The following is a 15,437-nucleotide window of genomic DNA, read 5'->3' as shown; positions in this document are numbered from 1 at the left end:
GCCTTCGCGAGCAAGCCCGCTCCCACAGGGATAATGCGATGAAGCCGGGTTACTCGATGAAAGTCACCACGCCATCCTTCAGCGACTTCACGCGAGCCAGCGACTCGACGCGGTAACCCTGCGAATCCAGCTCCGCACGGCCGCCCTGGAACGACTTCTCGATCACGATGCCCAGGCCTGCGACGGTGGCGCCGGCCTGTTTGATGATCGAGATCAGTGCCTGGGACGCCTTACCGTTGGCCAGGAAGTCGTCGATGATCAGCACACGGTCGCTGCTGGTCAGGTGGCGAGGGGAGATGGCCACGGTGCTTTCGGTTTTCTTGGTGAACGAGTAAACGGTCGCCGACAGCAGGTTTTCAGTCAGGGTCAGGGACTGTTGCTTGCGGGCGAAGATCACCGGCACGCCGAGGTTCAGACCGGTCATGATCGCCGGGGCGATGCCCGAGGCTTCGATGGTGACAATCTTGGTGATGCCCGAATCCTTGAACAGCGTGGCGAATTCGTCGCCGATCAGCTTCATCAGGGCCGGGTCGATCTGGTGGTTCAGGAAGGCGTCGACCTTCAGGACCTGGTCGGAAAGCACAATGCCTTGTTCGCGGATTTTCTGGTGCAGGGCTTCCATGAAGCTGTCCTCTGTTGGCGCCTTGTGCGCCCTAAGGTTTTAAAAAAGTGGTCAATTCTAGCGCTTTAACATCGCGCGTATATCAGCCAATGCGCTGTTGCCCCGCACGGCTTTGACTTCGGTCGGTGTGTCGTCGTTGCCTTCCCAGGCCAGGTCGTCCGGCGGCAGTTCATCGAGGAAGCGGCTTGGCGCGCAGTCGATGATCTCGCCGTACTGTTTGCGCTTGGCGGCGAAGGTAAACGCGAGGGTCTGGCGCGCGCGGGTAATGCCCACGTAGGCCAGGCGGCGTTCTTCTTCGATGGTGTCGGATTCGATGCTGGAACGGTGCGGGAGGATTTCCTCTTCCATGCCCATGATGAACACGTAGGGGAATTCCAGGCCCTTGGACGCATGCAGGGTCATCATCTGCACGCCTTCGGCGCCGTCTTCCTCTTCCTGCTGACGTTCCAGCATGTCACGCAGGACGAGTTTGCCGATGGCGTCCTCGACGGTCATTTCGCCGTCTTCGTCTTTTTCCAGGGTGTTCTTCAAGGCTTCGATCAGGAACCAGACGTTGCTCATCCGGTAATCCGCGGCCTTGTCGCTGGAACTGTTGGTGCGCAGCCAGTTCTCGTAGTCGATGTCCATGACCATGCTGCGCAGGGCGGAGATCGGGTCTTCGCCGGCGCACTGCTCGCGCACCTTGTCCATGAAACGCTTGAAGCGCGACAGGCGGTCGGTGAAGCGGCTGTCCAGATGTTCGCCCAGGCCGAGTTCGTCGGTGGCGGCGTACATCGAGATCTTGCGTTCGGTGGCGTAGTTGCCGAGCTTTTCCAAAGTCGTGGAGCCGATTTCCCGGCGCGGCACGTTGATCACCCGCAGGAAGGCGTTGTCGTCGTCCGGGTTCACGATCAGGCGGAAATAGGCCATCAGGTCTTTCACTTCCTGACGCCCGAAGAAGCTGTTGCCGCCGCTCAGACGGTACGGCACCTGATGGTGCTGCAGTTTCAGCTCGATCAGCTTGGCCTGGTAGTTGCCGCGATAGAGGATCGCGAAATCGCTGTACGGGCGGTCGGTGCGCAAGTGCAGGCTGAGGATTTCCATGGCCACGCGTTCGGCTTCGGCGTCCTCGTTGCGGCAGCGGATCACGCGGATCTCGTCGCCGTGGCCCATCTCACTCCACAGCTGCTTCTCGAATTCGTGCGGGTTGTTCGAGATCAGCACGTTGGCGCAGCGCAGGATGCGGCTGGTGGAGCGGTAGTTCTGCTCGAGCATCACCACTTTCAGGGACGGATAGTCGTCCTTGAGCAGCATCAGGTTTTCCGGCCGCGCGCCGCGCCAGGCGTAGATCGACTGGTCGTCGTCGCCCACCACGGTGAACTGGTTGCGTTTGCCGATGAGCATTTTCACCAGCAGGTACTGGCTGGCGTTGGTGTCCTGGTATTCGTCGACCAGCAGGTAACGCACCTTGTTCTGCCACTTTTCGAGGATGTCGGCGTGCTCTTCGAAGAGTTTCACCGGCAGCAGGATCAGGTCGTCGAAGTCCACCGCGTTGAACGCCTTGAGCGTGCGCTGGTAGTGGGTGTAGACGATGGCGGCGGTCTGTTCCTTGGGGTTGCGGGCGTTTTCCAGGGCCTGGGCCGGCAGGATCAGGTCGTTTTTCCAGGCGCCGATCATGTTCTTGATCTCGTCGACGCCGTCGTCGCCTGCATATTCCTTCTGCATGATGTCGGTCATCAGCGACTTGACGTCGGTTTCGTCGAAGATTGAGAAACCGGGTTTGTAGCCCAGCCGTTCATGTTCCTTGCGGATGATGTTCAGGCCCAGGTTGTGGAAGGTGCAGACCGTCAGCCCGCGTCCTTCACCTGGACGCAGCAGGGTGCCGACCCGCTCTTTCATCTCGCGCGCGGCCTTGTTGGTGAAGGTCATGGCGACGATGTACTGGGCGCGGATGCCGCAGTTCTGGATCAGGTGCGCAATCTTGCGCGTGATCACGCTGGTCTTGCCGGAGCCAGCACCGGCGAGCACCAATAGAGGGCCGCCGACGTAGTTCACGGCTTCTTGCTGCCGGGGATTGAGTCGGGACATACGAAAATTCGGGAGTCGTTGACGAAATGGGCCGGCATTTTAACAGGCTCAGCGATTTGTGCTGCTCTCTCCGACTTGTGACGCAGCACGCGATTCAAATTTGCCGGTTTTGTTACTTTCACGCAGGATGCGCGGTGATTTTGCGGCTAATGTTCTCATTCGTGACACAAAATAACGTTTTGATAACCGTTGTCGTTTGGTCATTGGTTGCCGCAACGGCATAATGCCCGCCGCCCACATCATTGCAGAGTCTAGGGAGTCAGCTTGACTACGCCTGTCGAACCCTTGCGTTTGCTGCTACTGGCCGAAGAGCCAGCGTGGACAGCGTTATTGCGCGAGTGTCTGGCTCCGTTGGGGAGTGCGGCGGTGCTGATCAGCGCGCCGAGCTGGGAGTCGGTCAGCAGCCTGTTCGAAGACAACCGCCACGCGGTGTTGTTGACCGTTCCCGCGTTGCAGCCGGCGCCCGGCCGTTGCAGCCTGCCGACGGTCTTGCTGTTGGAACACGAGCCGGCGACCGCGCCCGATGGTGTCAGCGACTGGCTGGTGTTCGATGCCCTCGATCCCGGCATGCTTCGACGTTGCCTGCGGCATGTGCGCGAACGCGGCGTGCTGGAAAACACCCTGCAACGCCTGGCCGAGCAGGATCCGCTGACCGGCATCGCCAACCGTCAGGGCTTCCAGACCCTGCTGACGGCGCGCCTCGCCGAAAACGACGGTCGCGGCCTGGCCCTCGGGCACCTTGATCTCGACAACTTCCGTCACGCCAACGACGCCCTTGGCCACCAGGCCGGCGACCGCCTGATCCTGCAAGTCGTCGCACGGCTGAAAAGTCAGCTGGAAGTCGGCGATCAACTGGCGCGCCTCGGCAGCGATGAATTCGCCCTGCTGATCGACACCCGCCGCGCCCCACAACGGGCGGAATGGATGGCCGAGCGCATTACCGAAGCCCTGGCCGAACCTTACTGGGTCGACGGCGAAAGCCTGTTGATCGGCTCCAGCCTGGGCATCGCCCATGCCCGCGCCCAGGGTGGTGCGGATCCGCTGATGTGGCATGCGCACATCGCCATGCAGCAGGCCAAGAGCACTCAGGGCTGCACCTTTCACATCTTCAACGAGCGGATCAACCGCAACGCGCGAAGCATGGCCGACCTCGAAAGCGAGCTGCGCCGGGCCTTGCGTCGCGATGAATTGGAGCTGCATTACCAGCCGCGCCTGAACCTGCAGGACGGCCAGATCGTCGGCCTCGAAGCGCTGGTGCGCTGGCGTCACAGTGAACGCGGCCTTCTGCCGCCGAGCGAATTCGTGCCGCTGGCCGAGCAGAGCGGTCTGATCGTGCCGCTGGGTTACTGGGTGATTTCCCGGGCCCTGCGCGACATGCAGGCGTTGCGCGAACGCGGACTGCCGGCGCTGCACATGGCGATCAACCTGTCGTTCCGCCAGTTTCAGGACAGTCAGTTGCTGCCGACGCTCAGTCGTCTGATCGCCGAGCGCGGGGTCGAGGCGCAGTGGCTGGAATTCGAACTCACCGAAACCGCCGTGATGCGCCGCAGCGATCTGGTCAAGCAGACCATGGACGCCCTCGGTCGCCTCGGCGTGCGATTTTCGCTGGATGATTTCGGCACCGGGTTCTCGTCGTTCGTGCACCTCAACAGCCTGCCGATCACCTTGCTGAAGATCGACAAGAGCTTTGTCGGCGGCATGGAGCAGCGCGAAGAGAACCGCAAACTGGTGCACGCCATGATCAACCTCGCGCACAACCTGCACCTGGAAGTGGTGGCCGAAGGGGTGGAAACCCGGGAGCAACTGGATCTGTTGCGCGGGTTCGGCTGTGATCAGGTGCAGGGTTACCTGATCAGCAAGCCGCTGCCGTTGGCGGAACTGGTTGAATATCTGGTGGTTGACGCCAGCCAGCCGCCGCTGGGTATCGTGGTTTAGCCTCAAACCCCTGTGGGAGCGAGCTCGCTCCCACAGGGAGACTCATTCGGCCTGAGCGATTTTGAAGCCTTGAGATTGCGGCTCAAGCCGAATCATTCGCTTCATCTTCCATTCGAACGCCAGCGTCAAGCTCACCGCCGCACAGGCCAGCCCCAGCGCCAGACCCCACCAGACGCCGGTCGGCCCCCAGTGCAGATGAAACGCCATCAGCCACGCCGCCGGCGCGCCGATCAGCCAGTAGCAAACAAGCCCGACCAGGAATGTGGTCTTGGCATCCTTGAGGCCGCGGATGCAGCCCATGGCAATCGTCTGCGTGCCGTCGAACAGCTCGAACCACGCCGCCACGGCCAGCAGGCTCACGGCCAGACGAATCACTTCGGCAAACGCCGGGTCGTTATGGTCGAGGAACAAACCGACCAACTGATTCGGCAGCAACCAGAACACCATCGCAAACCCCAGCATTACCACCGCACCAAAGACGATGCCGACCCTTCCCGACATCCGCGCATCGTTCAATTGCCCGGCGCCGTAATGCTGGCCGACGCGCATGGTGATCGCATACGACATCCCCGCAGGAACCATGAATGCCACCGAGACGATTTGCAGGGCGATCTGATGCGCCGCCAGTTGCGTGCTGCCCATGGTGCCCATGCACAGCGCCGCGAAGGCGAACAGCCCGACTTCCACCGCGTAGGTGCCGCCGATGGGCAGGCCCAGGCGCCAGAGTTCTTTCAGGTACTGCCGGTTCGGCCGCGACAGACCTTCGCGAAGCGGGTAGGCGTCATAGGCCGGATGCCGACGAATGTGCCAGGCCAGTGCCAGCGCCATGCAGTTGGCGACAATTGCCGTGACCAGGCCGATACCGGTCAGCCCGAGTTTCGGCAGGCCGAACAGGCCGGTGATCAGCGCGTAGTTGAGCAGGAAGTTGGCCACCGTGCCGGCGAGGCTGATGACCATCACCGGCGTTGCCCGGCCGATGGCGCTGGTGAAACCGCGCAGGGCCATGAAGCTCAGGTAGCCGGGCAGGGCGAAGGGCAGGGCGATCAGGAACTGCCCGGCGGCGTTGACGTTGGTCTCGGTCTGGCCGAACAGCAGCAACACCGGTTTCAAGTTCCACAACAGCAGCCCGGCACCGAGCGCCATCAGCCATGCCAGCCACAGTCCGGCCTGGGTCAGGCGGGCGGCACCGATGATGTCGCCAGCGCCCTGACGAATCGCCACCAGAGTGCCGACCGCCGCGATCACGCCGATGCAGAAAATAGACACGAATGAATAAGTGGCCGCGCCCAGACCGCCACCGGCTAGCGCTTCGGGACTGAGGCGCGCCATCATCAGGGTGTCGGTCAGCACCATCAGCATGTGCGCCAACTGCGAGGCGATCAACGGCCCCGCCAGCCGCAGGATGGCCCAGAGTTCGGTACGCACAGGACGCTGCATGGCGTTCACATCCTTATAAAAGAGGGAGCAAGAGACCGTCGATTCTCAGGGTTTGGCGCAGGTTGCACAAAGGGATAAAAAGGATGGGTGGCATGATTAAAACTCATCCTGCCGCGATTCTGCTAAGTTGGCGCAATCCCGCCATTGGAGCGTTGTGCATGTCCCGTCGTCTTCCACCCTTGTATGCCCTGCGCGCATTCGAAGCGGCGGCACGCCACAGCTCGTTCACCCGGGCAGCCGAAGAGTTGTCGATCACTCAGAGTGCGGTGAGCCGGCACATTCGCACGCTCGAAGAGCATTTCGCCTGCCGCTTGTTCCACCGCAGCGGACGCAACCTGCAACTGACCGAGTCGGCACGCCTACTGCTGCCGGGCATCCGTGATGGCTTTGCTGCGTTGGAACGGGCCTGCAATACCTTGCGCGCCGAAGATGACATCCTGCGCATGAAAGCCCCGTCGACCCTGACCATGCGCTGGTTGCTGGCGCGGCTCAGTCGTTTTAGGCATTTGCAGCCAGGCAACGAGGTGCAACTGACCAGCGCGTGGATGGACGTGGACTCGGTGGACTTCAACAACGAGCCCTTCGATTGCGCGGTGCTGCTGAGTGACGGACATTTCCCGCCGGACTGGGAAGCCAGCCTGCTGTTTCCAGAGGAGCTGATTCCGGTTGGCGCGCCGAACCTGCTCAACGATCAGTCGTGGGACGTGGCGCGGCTGGCCAGCGCCGAGCTGCTGCACCCGACGCCGGATCGCCGGGACTGGCGCAGTTGGCTGGAACACATGGGACTGTCGGAACAGGTGTCGCTCAAGGGCGGGCAGGTGTTCGACACCCTGGAGCTGGGCATGATCGCGGCAGCCAGGGGCTATGGGGTGTCCATGGGCGATCTACTGATGGTGGCCGAGGATGTCGCGCAAGGGCGCTTGAGCCTGCCCTGGCCGACGGCGGTCGCCAGCGGACTGAATTATTACCTGGTATGGCCAAAGACCCGCCCCGGAGGTGAACGTTTGCGCCGCCTCAGCGACTTCCTGCAAGGCGAAGTCCGCGCCATGGCGCTGCCGGCGGTCACGCGCTTGAGCTGAATCGTTCGAGCCTGCACAATGCCGGCCTTTCGCCATAACCCTGCTGTTCGCTCAAGTATTCGGTTTTACCGCCGAATACGTGCATGTGGAACCGTCGTGCCGGTCTCCACGATTCACCCCCATTAGAAAATTATCCGAGCTGCGATCAAGGAGGATCGGAAGTTCGGCCAGGAGCTGTCCATGTCTCAACCTCGCGCTCGGATCGCCTCGCAGCTGGGCCTCGCGCTCGCCGTGATACTGGCGATTGTCATCAGCGGCAGTACAGTCTTTGCTTTGCGTTCGCTGGATACCGCCAACCTCGCCACTCGTGAGGAGCACCTCGCCAGTGAAGCGCGTCTGCTCGCCGACCAATTGAGCACCTTCCACGGCACGCTGCGCGAAAGCACCCAGCGCCTGAGCGGGTTGTTCGAGAAGCGCTTCAGCGCCGGCCTGAGCATTCATCCGAGCGAGCCGGTGACCGTGGCCGGCACCCAGACGCCGGGCCTGCACCTGGGCAGCGAAGTGTTGAACAACAACTTCAAGGAAGTCGACGAGTTCAAGCAGATGACGGCCGGTGTCGCCACGCTGTTCGTGCGTAGCGGCGAAGACTTTGTGCGGGTCAGCACCTCCCTGACCAAACAGGATGGCACCCGCGCCATTGGCACCTTGCTCGACCACGCCCATCCAGCCTATGCGAAGTTGATGGCGGGGCAAGGGTACGTCGGCCGCGCCTTGCTGTTCGACCGTTCCTACATGACCCAATACACCCCGGTGCGTGACAGCAGCGGCAAGGTGATTGCGGTGTTGTTCGTCGGTTTCGATTACACCGACGCGCAGAACGCCCAGTTCGCCAATCTCAAGCGCTTCCGCATCGGCCAGACCGGTTCGCTGGCATTGCTGGACGAGAAAAACCAATGGCTGGTGGCCCCGGCGGGCGTGCAGGCGCTGGATCAAGCGATTCCGGTAATCAACGATCTGGCGAAAGCGCCGGGTAAAGGCCGGTTCTGGAGCGACAAGTCCGAAGATTTCTACAGCATCGCCGTGCCGTTCGAGGGTGGGCCGTGGTCGGTAGTGGCGAGCATGCCGAAGGCGGAGATTCGCGCGGTGACCTGGAGCGTCGGCACTCAGCTGGCCATCGGCAGTCTGCTGGCGATGCTGCTGGCGGTCGGCTCTGTGGTCTGGTTGCTGCGCAGCAAGCTGGCGCCACTGGGCGATCTGGTGCGTCAGGCCGAAGCCTTGGGCGCGGGTGATCTGAGCGTGCGCCTGAGTGTGTCGAGCAACGACGAGATTGGTCAGTTGGCCCGCGCCTTCAACCAAATGAGCCAGGCCCTGTCGACCATGGTCGAGCACATCCGCCGCGCCTCGGAAGAGGTCAACCGTCGGGCTCAGGCGCTGTCCGGTCTGTCCGGCGGCGCCTATGAAGGCATGGAGCAACAGTCCGGCGAGATCACCAGCATGGCCGGCGCGGTAGAGGAGTTTTCCGCCACGTCGCTGAACATTGCCGACAACATGGGCAACACTCAACGTCTGGCTCAGGAAAACGCGCAGCAGACCCAGATCGGTCGCACGTCGATGGAGGAAGCGTCTTCCTCGCTGGAGCAGATTGCCGGCGCACTGAACACCACCGCGACCGTGATCAACACGCTCGGTCAGCGTTCCCAGGAAATCGGCGGCATCGTCAGCGTGATCACCTCGATTGCCGAACAGACCAACCTGCTGGCACTCAACGCTGCAATCGAAGCCGCCCGTGCCGGTGAACAAGGTCGCGGCTTTGCCGTGGTGGCCGACGAGGTACGCAGCCTGGCCTCGCGTACCCGTCAGGCGACGGATGAAATTTCCAGCATGATTCACAGCATTCAGCAGGAAACCGGCAACGCCATCAGCACCATGGAGCAGGGCAACCTGCTGATGCAGGAAGGCCTGTCGCGCAATGCCAACGTGGCGTCGGCGCTGGCGCGCATTGACGAGCAAAGTCGCTCGGCGGGTGAGCAGTTTGCCGCGATCACCACCGCGACTCAGGAACAGAGCAGCACCGCGACTTTGCTCAGCAGCAACTTGCAGAGCATCGCGATGGCCAACAGCGAGCAGCGCGAAGTGGTGTCGAACCTGGCCATCACCGCCAAGGAACTGGAAGGCCTGGCAGCCGACCTGCGCCAAGAGGTCGACCGCTTCCGTTGAGGCGTCTCTGAAATAGTGATCGCGAGCAGGCTCGCTCCCACAGGATCTATGTTGGACGTGTGGGAGCGAGCCTGCTCGCGATTGGGGCCACCCCAAACTCAGCACTTACTGAGTCGCCGGCCGATACTGCAACGCTTCGGCCAGATGCTCGCGACTGATATCTGCGCACTTTTCCTGATCCGCCAACGTCCGCGCGACCTTGAGCAGCCGGTGGGCCGAGCGCAGCGACAAGGTCAATCTTTCGCACGCGGTCTCCAGCCAGGTCTCATCGACTGTGGATAACTTGCAGTGCTCCTTCAGCCCCGGCAAATCGAGAAACGCATTGGCACAGCCCTGGCGTTTTTGCTGACGCTCGCGGGCCTCGGCGACCAATGTGGCCGCGCTGGCGCTGTCTTCTCCCGGTTTCACGGCAGGGTTCAACGCTGTCGCCTCCCGCGCTACTGTCAGGTGCAAGTCGATCCGGTCCAGCAACGGCCCCGACAGTTTGTTGCGATAGCGCTGCACCATGTCCGGTGTGCATGAGCATTTGCCGCTCGGTTCGCCGAGATATCCACAGGGGCAGGGATTCATCGCCGCGACCAGTTGGAATCTCGCGGGAAACCGCACCCGTTCCTTGGCCCTTGCGATCACGATGCAGCCGGATTCCAGCGGTTCGCGCAGCACCTCCAGCACCTTGCGATCAAACTCGGGCAGCTCATCGAGAAACAGCACGCCATGGTGGGCGAGGGTGATTTCGCCGGGCTGAGGTTTTGAACTGCCACCGACCAATGCCGGCCCGGAAGCCGAGTGATGCGGTTGGCGGAACGGGCGTTGCGGCCAGTGAGTCAGCGGCGCGCCACTGGCGACGGATTGAATCGCCGCCACTTCCAGCGCTTCACTCTCGGTCAGCGGTGGCAGCAGCCCTGGCAAACGACTGGCCAGCAATGTCTTGCCCGTCCCCGGTGGCCCGCTGAACAGCAGGTTGTGGGCGCCGGCAGCGGCAATCAGCAGCGCCCGTTTGGCCGCCAGTTGGCCCTGTACTTCATTCAGGTCGGGATAAGGTTTGGCAGCATGGATCAGCCCGTCCGAGACATAAGGCTCGACTGGCGTATGCCCGTTGAAATGCGCCACAGCCTCCAGCAGATGATCCACCGCAATCACCCTCAGTCCCGACGCCAGACAAGCCTCCTCGGCATTCGCCCGCGGCACCACCAGCGTCCGCCCGGCCTTGCGCGCTGCCAGTGCCGCCGGCAACACCCCGCGCACCGCCCGCACGGCGCCGGACAACGCCAGTTCGCCAAGGCACTCCACGTCATCCAGCGTCAACGTCGGCACCTGCACACTCGCCGACAGGATTCCCAGCGCAATTGCCAGATCGAACCGCCCGCCATCCTTGGGCAGATCCGCCGGCGCCAGATTCAACGTGATCCGCCGCGCCGGAAACTGCAGCCCGGAATTGATGATCGCGCTACGCACCCGATCCTTGCTTTCCTTCACCGCCGCTTCGGGCAGGCCGACCATGGTCAGCGAGGGCAAGCCGTTGGCCAGGTGAACTTCGACGGTGACGGCGGGGGCATCCACGCCAATCTGGGCGCGGCTGTGGACGATGGCGAGGGACATGGTCGTTCCTTGAGTTGAATCGGGGGCCGCTTCCTGCGGGTTTTTGAAGGGTAGTTGAGCGGGGTTCTAGCGTTTGAGTAGAGGTTTGCAAGACGTATCAGAAAGCGGTTGTGCGGGCCGATGCATTCATCTTCTGCCTGCTAACAGACCACTTGGCTCAAGCTCAGGTCCGCACGTAACGGCAACTTCAATAAACCTCCGTTGATTGGCTGACAAATTTCCAGCCAGTCGGAGTGCTTCGAGGTGTAGTTCAACAACCTGAAGTAGCTTTGTCTTTCTCTTTTTATCCTTCACAGAGACCTCCTTCCTGATGGGTGTCGCTAATGTAATGACAGGCGTAAAGACAACTTAAATAGGCGCGGACGCTAATTTTTGTAGGGGCGTGCCCTAATAGTTGTAGGACGCCAGCGAAAGCGACTCGACGGTCTTGTATCGCAAAGTCGGATGCTCCAGTTTGGCCGCTCAATGCAGCCTCTGGAGGCGAAAAATGAACCGCAATGGTATGCGCCCGATTCATCCGGGTGAGGTTCTGAATAAGGAATTCATGGAGCCATTGGGCATGACGGTCATGGACTTGGCCATGCCCACGAACTGGCTTGAAACCGAGATCGAAAAGCTTGTGAAATGCCAGCTCAGGATCTGCGCCGATTTGGCAATCAGGCTTGCCATTCACCTCAACACCACGCCTGAGTTCTGGATGAATCTTCAGTCGACTTACGATTTGCGAAAAGCTGAAGTTTAGAGAGGAGCTTCCGTCCGTGATCAACTGGAGCGGCTGGCGCATTGCGCTTGATCTGAATCCAAGGTCGTACGGCGGGGAGCTGAACAGTTGCTGTGACTACTCCTCAGAAAACCGATTATTGCAGCTATCTCGAGGCGAAAAAAAACCGCCTTGAGGAGACGGTTTTCAGTTGCAGGCTTCGGTGAGGCCAAGGCCTGCGCGTCCTTAGTGGACACACTCACGTTTGCTGAGGTTATGCAGGTCTGATCGCTGGCACAAGCATCAACGAAATTCCGCCAACCAGTTGCGGGCTGGGATGAGGACTCACTCAGCCGGCGGCGTCAGCTTCGCTTCCATCTCCGCCACCTTCGCCTCAAGGCTCTCGAGCCGGGCGCGAGTGCGCGCCAGCACCACCATCTGACTGTCAAACTCTTCACGGCTCACCAGGTCCAGTTTGCTGAAGGCACTTTGCAGCAGCATCTTGAACTGGCTTTCGATTTCGGCTTTTGGCAAGGGCGTGTCGCCGCTGAACAGGCGGGAGGCGGTGCCGCTCAGGGCGTCGAGGAAGTCTTTGGGCGCGAGCATGGGATATGTCCTGGAAACAATGGCCGGCAGTGTATCACGCAGTGTCTATAGTCATTGGCGCAGGCACGGATGCACGCTTTTCGCGCAACGGGATGCACGGCCACGCACCGTTGTTGTGCGTATCCGGAGTGCCATTTGGGTGATGGCATCTGTGGCAGCGGCCAAGGGATTGAAATCAGTGGTTTTTGGCGAGATGGCAAGCTTTCTGCTTAGTCACCTTCGACCCATGCACTGATGCAGTCGCTGTGACGAATGCAGTGCGGCAGACGGAGCGGGGAGTTTCGTCTGGAGCGGTTAGCTGGCGTCGACAACGAAGCGTTACAAAGCCAGGCACTGCGCTTAGACTTGAGTCGGGTTTGTTTTCCTGGGGCAAGTCCACCAATTCGGGAGAGAGTTTCATGAAGCTAGTCACTGCCATCATCAAGCCGTTCAAGTTGGACGACGTGCGCGAGTCGCTGTCCGAAATCGGCGTGCAGGGCATTACCGTTACTGAAGTCAAAGGCTTCGGTCGGCAGAAGGGTCACACCGAGCTGTATCGCGGCGCGGAGTATGTGGTCGATTTTCTGCCCAAGGTGAAAATCGACGTTGCCATCGACGACAAGGATCTGGATCGGGTTATCGAGGCGATAACCAAGGCTGCCAACACCGGCAAGATCGGTGACGGCAAGATCTTCGTGGTCAATCTGGAACAGGCGATCCGCATCCGTACCGGCGAAACCGATACCGACGCGATCTAAACGCCGCCACAAACCCAACGCCCCAGGAGAAAACAATATGACTCTGCGTAAATTCGCAGGGCTAGGAGCCCTGTTGTCTATCGTAATGCCCGGCCTGGCCATGGCGGCAGACGAAGTGGCAGCCCCAGTCCTGAATTCCGGCGACACTGCCTGGATGCTTACTTCCACAGCCCTCGTGCTGTTCATGACCATTCCCGGCCTCGCGCTGTTCTACGGCGGCATGGTTCGGTCGAAAAACATTCTTTCCGTGATGATGCAGTGCTTCGCCATTACCGGTCTGATCAGCGTCCTGTGGGTCATTTATGGCTACAGCATCGCGTTCGACACCACCGGCATGGAGCAGGGCGTCGTCAACTTCAACTCGTTCGTGGGCGGTTTCGGCAAGGCGTTCCTGGCCGGTGTTACGCCAGCGAGCCTGACCGGCCCGGCGGCGCTGTTCCCCGAGGCGGTCTTCATCACCTTCCAGATGACCTTCGCGATCATCACTCCGGCGCTGATCGTCGGTGCGTTTGCCGAGCGGATGAAGTTCTCCGCGATGCTGATCTTCATGGGCATCTGGTTCACCCTGGTTTATGCACCGATCGCGCACATGGTCTGGTCCGGCAACGGCGGCCTGATGTGGGACTGGGGCGTGCTCGACTTCGCCGGCGGCACCGTGGTGCACATCAACGCCGGTGTGGCCGGTCTGATCGCCTGCCTGGTACTGGGTAAACGCAAAGGTTTCCCGACCACTCCGATGGCGCCACACAATCTGGGTTACACCCTGATGGGCGCGGCGATGCTGTGGGTCGGCTGGTTCGGCTTCAACGCCGGTTCCGCTGCGGCCGCCAACGGCACCGCCGGCATGGCGATGCTGGTCACTCAGATCGCTACCGCTGCTGCTGCATTGGGCTGGATGTTCGCCGAGTGGATCACCCACGGCAAACCAAGCGCACTGGGTATCGCATCCGGCGTCGTTGCAGGTCTGGTCGCGATCACTCCGGCCGCTGGCACTGTGGGCCCGATGGGCGCCCTGGTGATCGGTCTGGCAGCAGGCGTGGTGTGCTTCTTCTGCGCCACCACCCTGAAACGCAAACTCGGTTATGACGACTCCCTGGACGCCTTCGGCGTGCACGGTATCGGCGGTATCCTCGGCGCGATCCTGACCGGTGTGTTCGCTGCACCGTCGCTGGGTGGCTTCGGCACCGTCACCGACATCGCCGCACAAGTCTGGATTCAGTGCAAAGGCGTCGGCTTCACCGTGATCTACACCGCCATCGTCACTTTCATCATCCTCAAGGTGCTGGATGCCGTGATGGGTCTGCGTGTGACCGAGGAAGAAGAATCGGTCGGCCTGGATCTGGCACAACACAACGAGCGCGGCTACAACCTGTAAGCACGCGCCGCAAAAAACTTGCCCGGCTCGCCGGGCATTTTTTTATCTGGAATTTGTCTTCCCCGATACAGCTGAAAGGATTTTTCGTACTGCTTTGGTCGTGTTTACGACGAGTGTTTTTCTGCGGCCAAAGGCTTACATCATTGAAGGAATATTAGGGCCTTTGTTTTTTTCCAGAGCGCGCTAGAATGCGCCCCGAACGTGCGGAGAACTGTATGTGGCAACAGACTCTGATAACCCTGCGGGCACGGCCCCGGGGCTTTCATCTGGTGACGGACGAGTTGCTCGCCGGTCTGCCTGAACTCAAGGCATGCCGGGTCGGTCTGTTGCATTTGTGGCTGCAGCATACCTCGGCGTCGTTGACCATCAACGAGAACGCCGATCCGGCGGTACGTCGCGACTTCGAACGATTTTTCAATCGTCTGATCCCACAAGGAACAGACGGCTATGAGCATAACGACGAAGGCCTGGACGACCTCCCGGCGCACTTCAAGGCCAGCGTGCTGGGCTGTCAGATCAGTTTGCCGATAACGGCGGGCCGACTGGCACTGGGCACCTGGCAAGGCGTTTACCTGGGCGAGCACCGTGATCATGGCGGTGCCCGTAAAGTCCTCGCCACCTTGCACGGTGAAGGGGCATAAACCGTTGGTCACCAATGGTTACCGATTTTTTTCCGGCGACTTTCGACAGTCGCCAAAGCTGGTCTATAACTAATCTGCTTTTCGCAAGTCATGAGGTAGAACATGAGCGACGATGATCTGGAAAACGACGACCTCGAAGTAGGCGACGAAGACGAGGCCGAGGAAGGTCTGGAAGCAGCAGCGGAAGACGTTGCTGACGACGATGGCGGTGACGATACGCCGGCCCCGGCTGCCAAAGGCAAGGCCAAGGCTGCGGTGTCGGTCGACGAGTTGCCGAGCATCGAAGCCAAGAACAAGGAGCGCGATGCCCTGGCCAAGGCCATGGAAGAGTTCCTTGCGCGCGGTGGCAAGGTTCAGGAAGTGGAGGCCAACGTGGTCGCCGATCCGCCCAAGAAGCCGGACAACAAGTACGGCAGCCGCCCTATCTGAGGCGTGGCGCTTGCTTGCTGAAAAAGCCCGCCGTCGCTGCGGGCTTTTTCATG

13 protein-coding genes are annotated in these 15,437 nt (G+C 61.0%); 8 read left to right on the top strand and 5 right to left on the bottom strand.

Annotated elements, in window-relative coordinates; genetic code table 11:
• Window positions 1-49: 49 nt before the first annotated feature.
• Window positions 50-622, bottom strand: coding sequence for a xanthine phosphoribosyltransferase (locus ACTJK9_RS18340; protein ID WP_003229440.1), 573 nt, complete (start codon window positions 620-622; stop codon window positions 50-52).
• A 57-nt stretch (window positions 623-679) separates the two neighbouring features.
• Window positions 680-2,689, bottom strand: coding sequence for a DNA helicase Rep (gene rep / locus ACTJK9_RS18335; protein WP_440815267.1), 2,010 nt, complete (start codon window positions 2,687-2,689; stop codon window positions 680-682).
• 264 nt (window positions 2,690-2,953) lie between these two features.
• Between rep and ACTJK9_RS18330 the strand changes: the two genes are divergently transcribed.
• Window positions 2,954-4,624 carry a putative bifunctional diguanylate cyclase/phosphodiesterase gene (locus tag ACTJK9_RS18330; protein WP_064600376.1) on the top strand — a complete coding sequence of 557 codons (1,671 nt, stop codon included), beginning with the start codon at window positions 2,954-2,956 and terminating at the stop codon, window positions 4,622-4,624.
• 42 nt (window positions 4,625-4,666) lie between these two features.
• On the opposite strand, the gene ACTJK9_RS18325 is transcribed toward ACTJK9_RS18330, so the two are convergent.
• A complete protein-coding gene (locus ACTJK9_RS18325) occupies window positions 4,667-6,061 on the bottom strand; it encodes a NorM family multidrug efflux MATE transporter (RefSeq protein ID WP_221398329.1) in 1,395 nt (464 codons plus the stop codon).
• 158 nt (window positions 6,062-6,219) lie between these two features.
• Here ACTJK9_RS18325 and ACTJK9_RS18320 point away from each other — a divergent pair, with 158 nt between their 5' ends.
• Together ACTJK9_RS18320 and ACTJK9_RS18315 are read left to right on the top strand one after the other, a co-directional pair.
• On the top strand, window positions 6,220-7,140 hold the full coding sequence (locus tag ACTJK9_RS18320; RefSeq protein ID WP_440815263.1) for a LysR substrate-binding domain-containing protein: 921 nt from the start codon (window positions 6,220-6,222) through the stop codon (window positions 7,138-7,140).
• 180 nt (window positions 7,141-7,320) lie between these two features.
• Window positions 7,321-9,297, top strand: coding sequence for a methyl-accepting chemotaxis protein (locus ACTJK9_RS18315; RefSeq protein ID WP_085647044.1), 1,977 nt, complete (start codon window positions 7,321-7,323; stop codon window positions 9,295-9,297).
• A gap of 105 nt (window positions 9,298-9,402) precedes the next feature.
• On the opposite strand, the gene ACTJK9_RS18310 is transcribed toward ACTJK9_RS18315, so the two are convergent.
• Window positions 9,403-10,896, bottom strand: a complete 1,494-nt coding sequence (locus tag ACTJK9_RS18310) for a YifB family Mg chelatase-like AAA ATPase (protein ID WP_440815259.1) — start codon at window positions 10,894-10,896, stop codon at window positions 9,403-9,405.
• Between the two features lie 487 nt (window positions 10,897-11,383).
• On the opposite strand from ACTJK9_RS18310, the gene ACTJK9_RS18305 reads away from it, so the two are divergent.
• On the top strand, window positions 11,384-11,638 hold the full coding sequence (locus ACTJK9_RS18305) for a HigA family addiction module antitoxin (RefSeq protein ID WP_085612062.1): 255 nt from the start codon (window positions 11,384-11,386) through the stop codon (window positions 11,636-11,638).
• A 303-nt stretch (window positions 11,639-11,941) separates the two neighbouring features.
• Here ACTJK9_RS18305 and ACTJK9_RS18300 read toward each other — a convergent pair whose 3' ends face one another.
• Window positions 11,942-12,202, bottom strand: coding sequence for an accessory factor UbiK family protein (locus ACTJK9_RS18300; RefSeq protein WP_007920416.1), 261 nt, complete (start codon window positions 12,200-12,202; stop codon window positions 11,942-11,944).
• Window positions 12,203-12,600: 398 nt separating this feature from the next.
• On the opposite strand from ACTJK9_RS18300, the gene glnK reads away from it, so the two are divergent.
• From glnK to sutA, 4 genes are all read left to right on the top strand, one after another.
• A complete protein-coding gene (gene glnK, locus ACTJK9_RS18295) occupies window positions 12,601-12,939 on the top strand; it encodes a P-II family nitrogen regulator (RefSeq protein ID WP_002555808.1) in 339 nt (112 codons plus the stop codon).
• A gap of 37 nt (window positions 12,940-12,976) precedes the next feature.
• Window positions 12,977-14,314 (top strand): ammonium transporter, encoded by a 1,338-nt coding sequence (locus tag ACTJK9_RS18290; RefSeq protein ID WP_007951904.1) that lies wholly within the window; start codon window positions 12,977-12,979, stop codon window positions 14,312-14,314.
• A gap of 215 nt (window positions 14,315-14,529) precedes the next feature.
• The gene (locus tag ACTJK9_RS18285) at window positions 14,530-14,955 is read left to right on the top strand and encodes a secondary thiamine-phosphate synthase enzyme YjbQ (protein ID WP_085612061.1); all 426 of its coding nucleotides are present in this window, start codon (window positions 14,530-14,532) and stop codon (window positions 14,953-14,955) included.
• Between the two features lie 102 nt (window positions 14,956-15,057).
• Window positions 15,058-15,384: a transcriptional regulator SutA gene (gene sutA, locus ACTJK9_RS18280; RefSeq protein WP_007964546.1), complete on the top strand. Its 327-nt coding sequence runs from the start codon at window positions 15,058-15,060 to the stop codon at window positions 15,382-15,384.
• The last annotated feature ends 53 nt before the right edge of the window (window positions 15,385-15,437 follow it).

It is taken from the genome of Pseudomonas sp. 22082 (assembly GCF_052046055.1).
Taxonomy (GTDB): Bacteria; Pseudomonadota; Gammaproteobacteria; order Pseudomonadales; family Pseudomonadaceae; genus Aquipseudomonas; species Aquipseudomonas pharyngis.
This window is presented reverse-complemented; position numbering and strand designations above follow the sequence as displayed.

Excerpts from the sequence above, each read along its gene's own strand:
- ACTJK9_RS18340 (WP_003229440.1), bottom strand. The coding sequence starts at position 622 with ATGGAAGCCCTGCACCAGAAAATCCGCGAACAAGGCATTGTGCTTTCC.
- rep (WP_440815267.1), bottom strand. The coding sequence starts at position 2,689 with ATGTCCCGACTCAATCCCCGGCAGCAAGAAGCCGTGAACTACGTCGGC.
- ACTJK9_RS18325 (WP_221398329.1), bottom strand. The coding sequence starts at position 6,061 with ATGCAGCGTCCTGTGCGTACCGAACTCTGGGCCATCCTGCGGCTGGCG.
- ACTJK9_RS18320 (WP_440815263.1), top strand. The coding sequence starts at position 6,220 with ATGTCCCGTCGTCTTCCACCCTTGTATGCCCTGCGCGCATTCGAAGCG.
- ACTJK9_RS18315 (WP_085647044.1), top strand. The coding sequence starts at position 7,321 with ATGTCTCAACCTCGCGCTCGGATCGCCTCGCAGCTGGGCCTCGCGCTC.
- ACTJK9_RS18310 (WP_440815259.1), bottom strand. The coding sequence starts at position 10,896 with ATGTCCCTCGCCATCGTCCACAGCCGCGCCCAGATTGGCGTGGATGCC.
- ACTJK9_RS18305 (WP_085612062.1), top strand. The coding sequence starts at position 11,384 with ATGAACCGCAATGGTATGCGCCCGATTCATCCGGGTGAGGTTCTGAAT.
- ACTJK9_RS18300 (WP_007920416.1), bottom strand. The coding sequence starts at position 12,202 with ATGCTCGCGCCCAAAGACTTCCTCGACGCCCTGAGCGGCACCGCCTCC.
- glnK (WP_002555808.1), top strand. The coding sequence starts at position 12,601 with ATGAAGCTAGTCACTGCCATCATCAAGCCGTTCAAGTTGGACGACGTG.
- ACTJK9_RS18290 (WP_007951904.1), top strand. The coding sequence starts at position 12,977 with ATGACTCTGCGTAAATTCGCAGGGCTAGGAGCCCTGTTGTCTATCGTA.
- ACTJK9_RS18285 (WP_085612061.1), top strand. The coding sequence starts at position 14,530 with ATGTGGCAACAGACTCTGATAACCCTGCGGGCACGGCCCCGGGGCTTT.
- sutA (WP_007964546.1), top strand. The coding sequence starts at position 15,058 with ATGAGCGACGATGATCTGGAAAACGACGACCTCGAAGTAGGCGACGAA.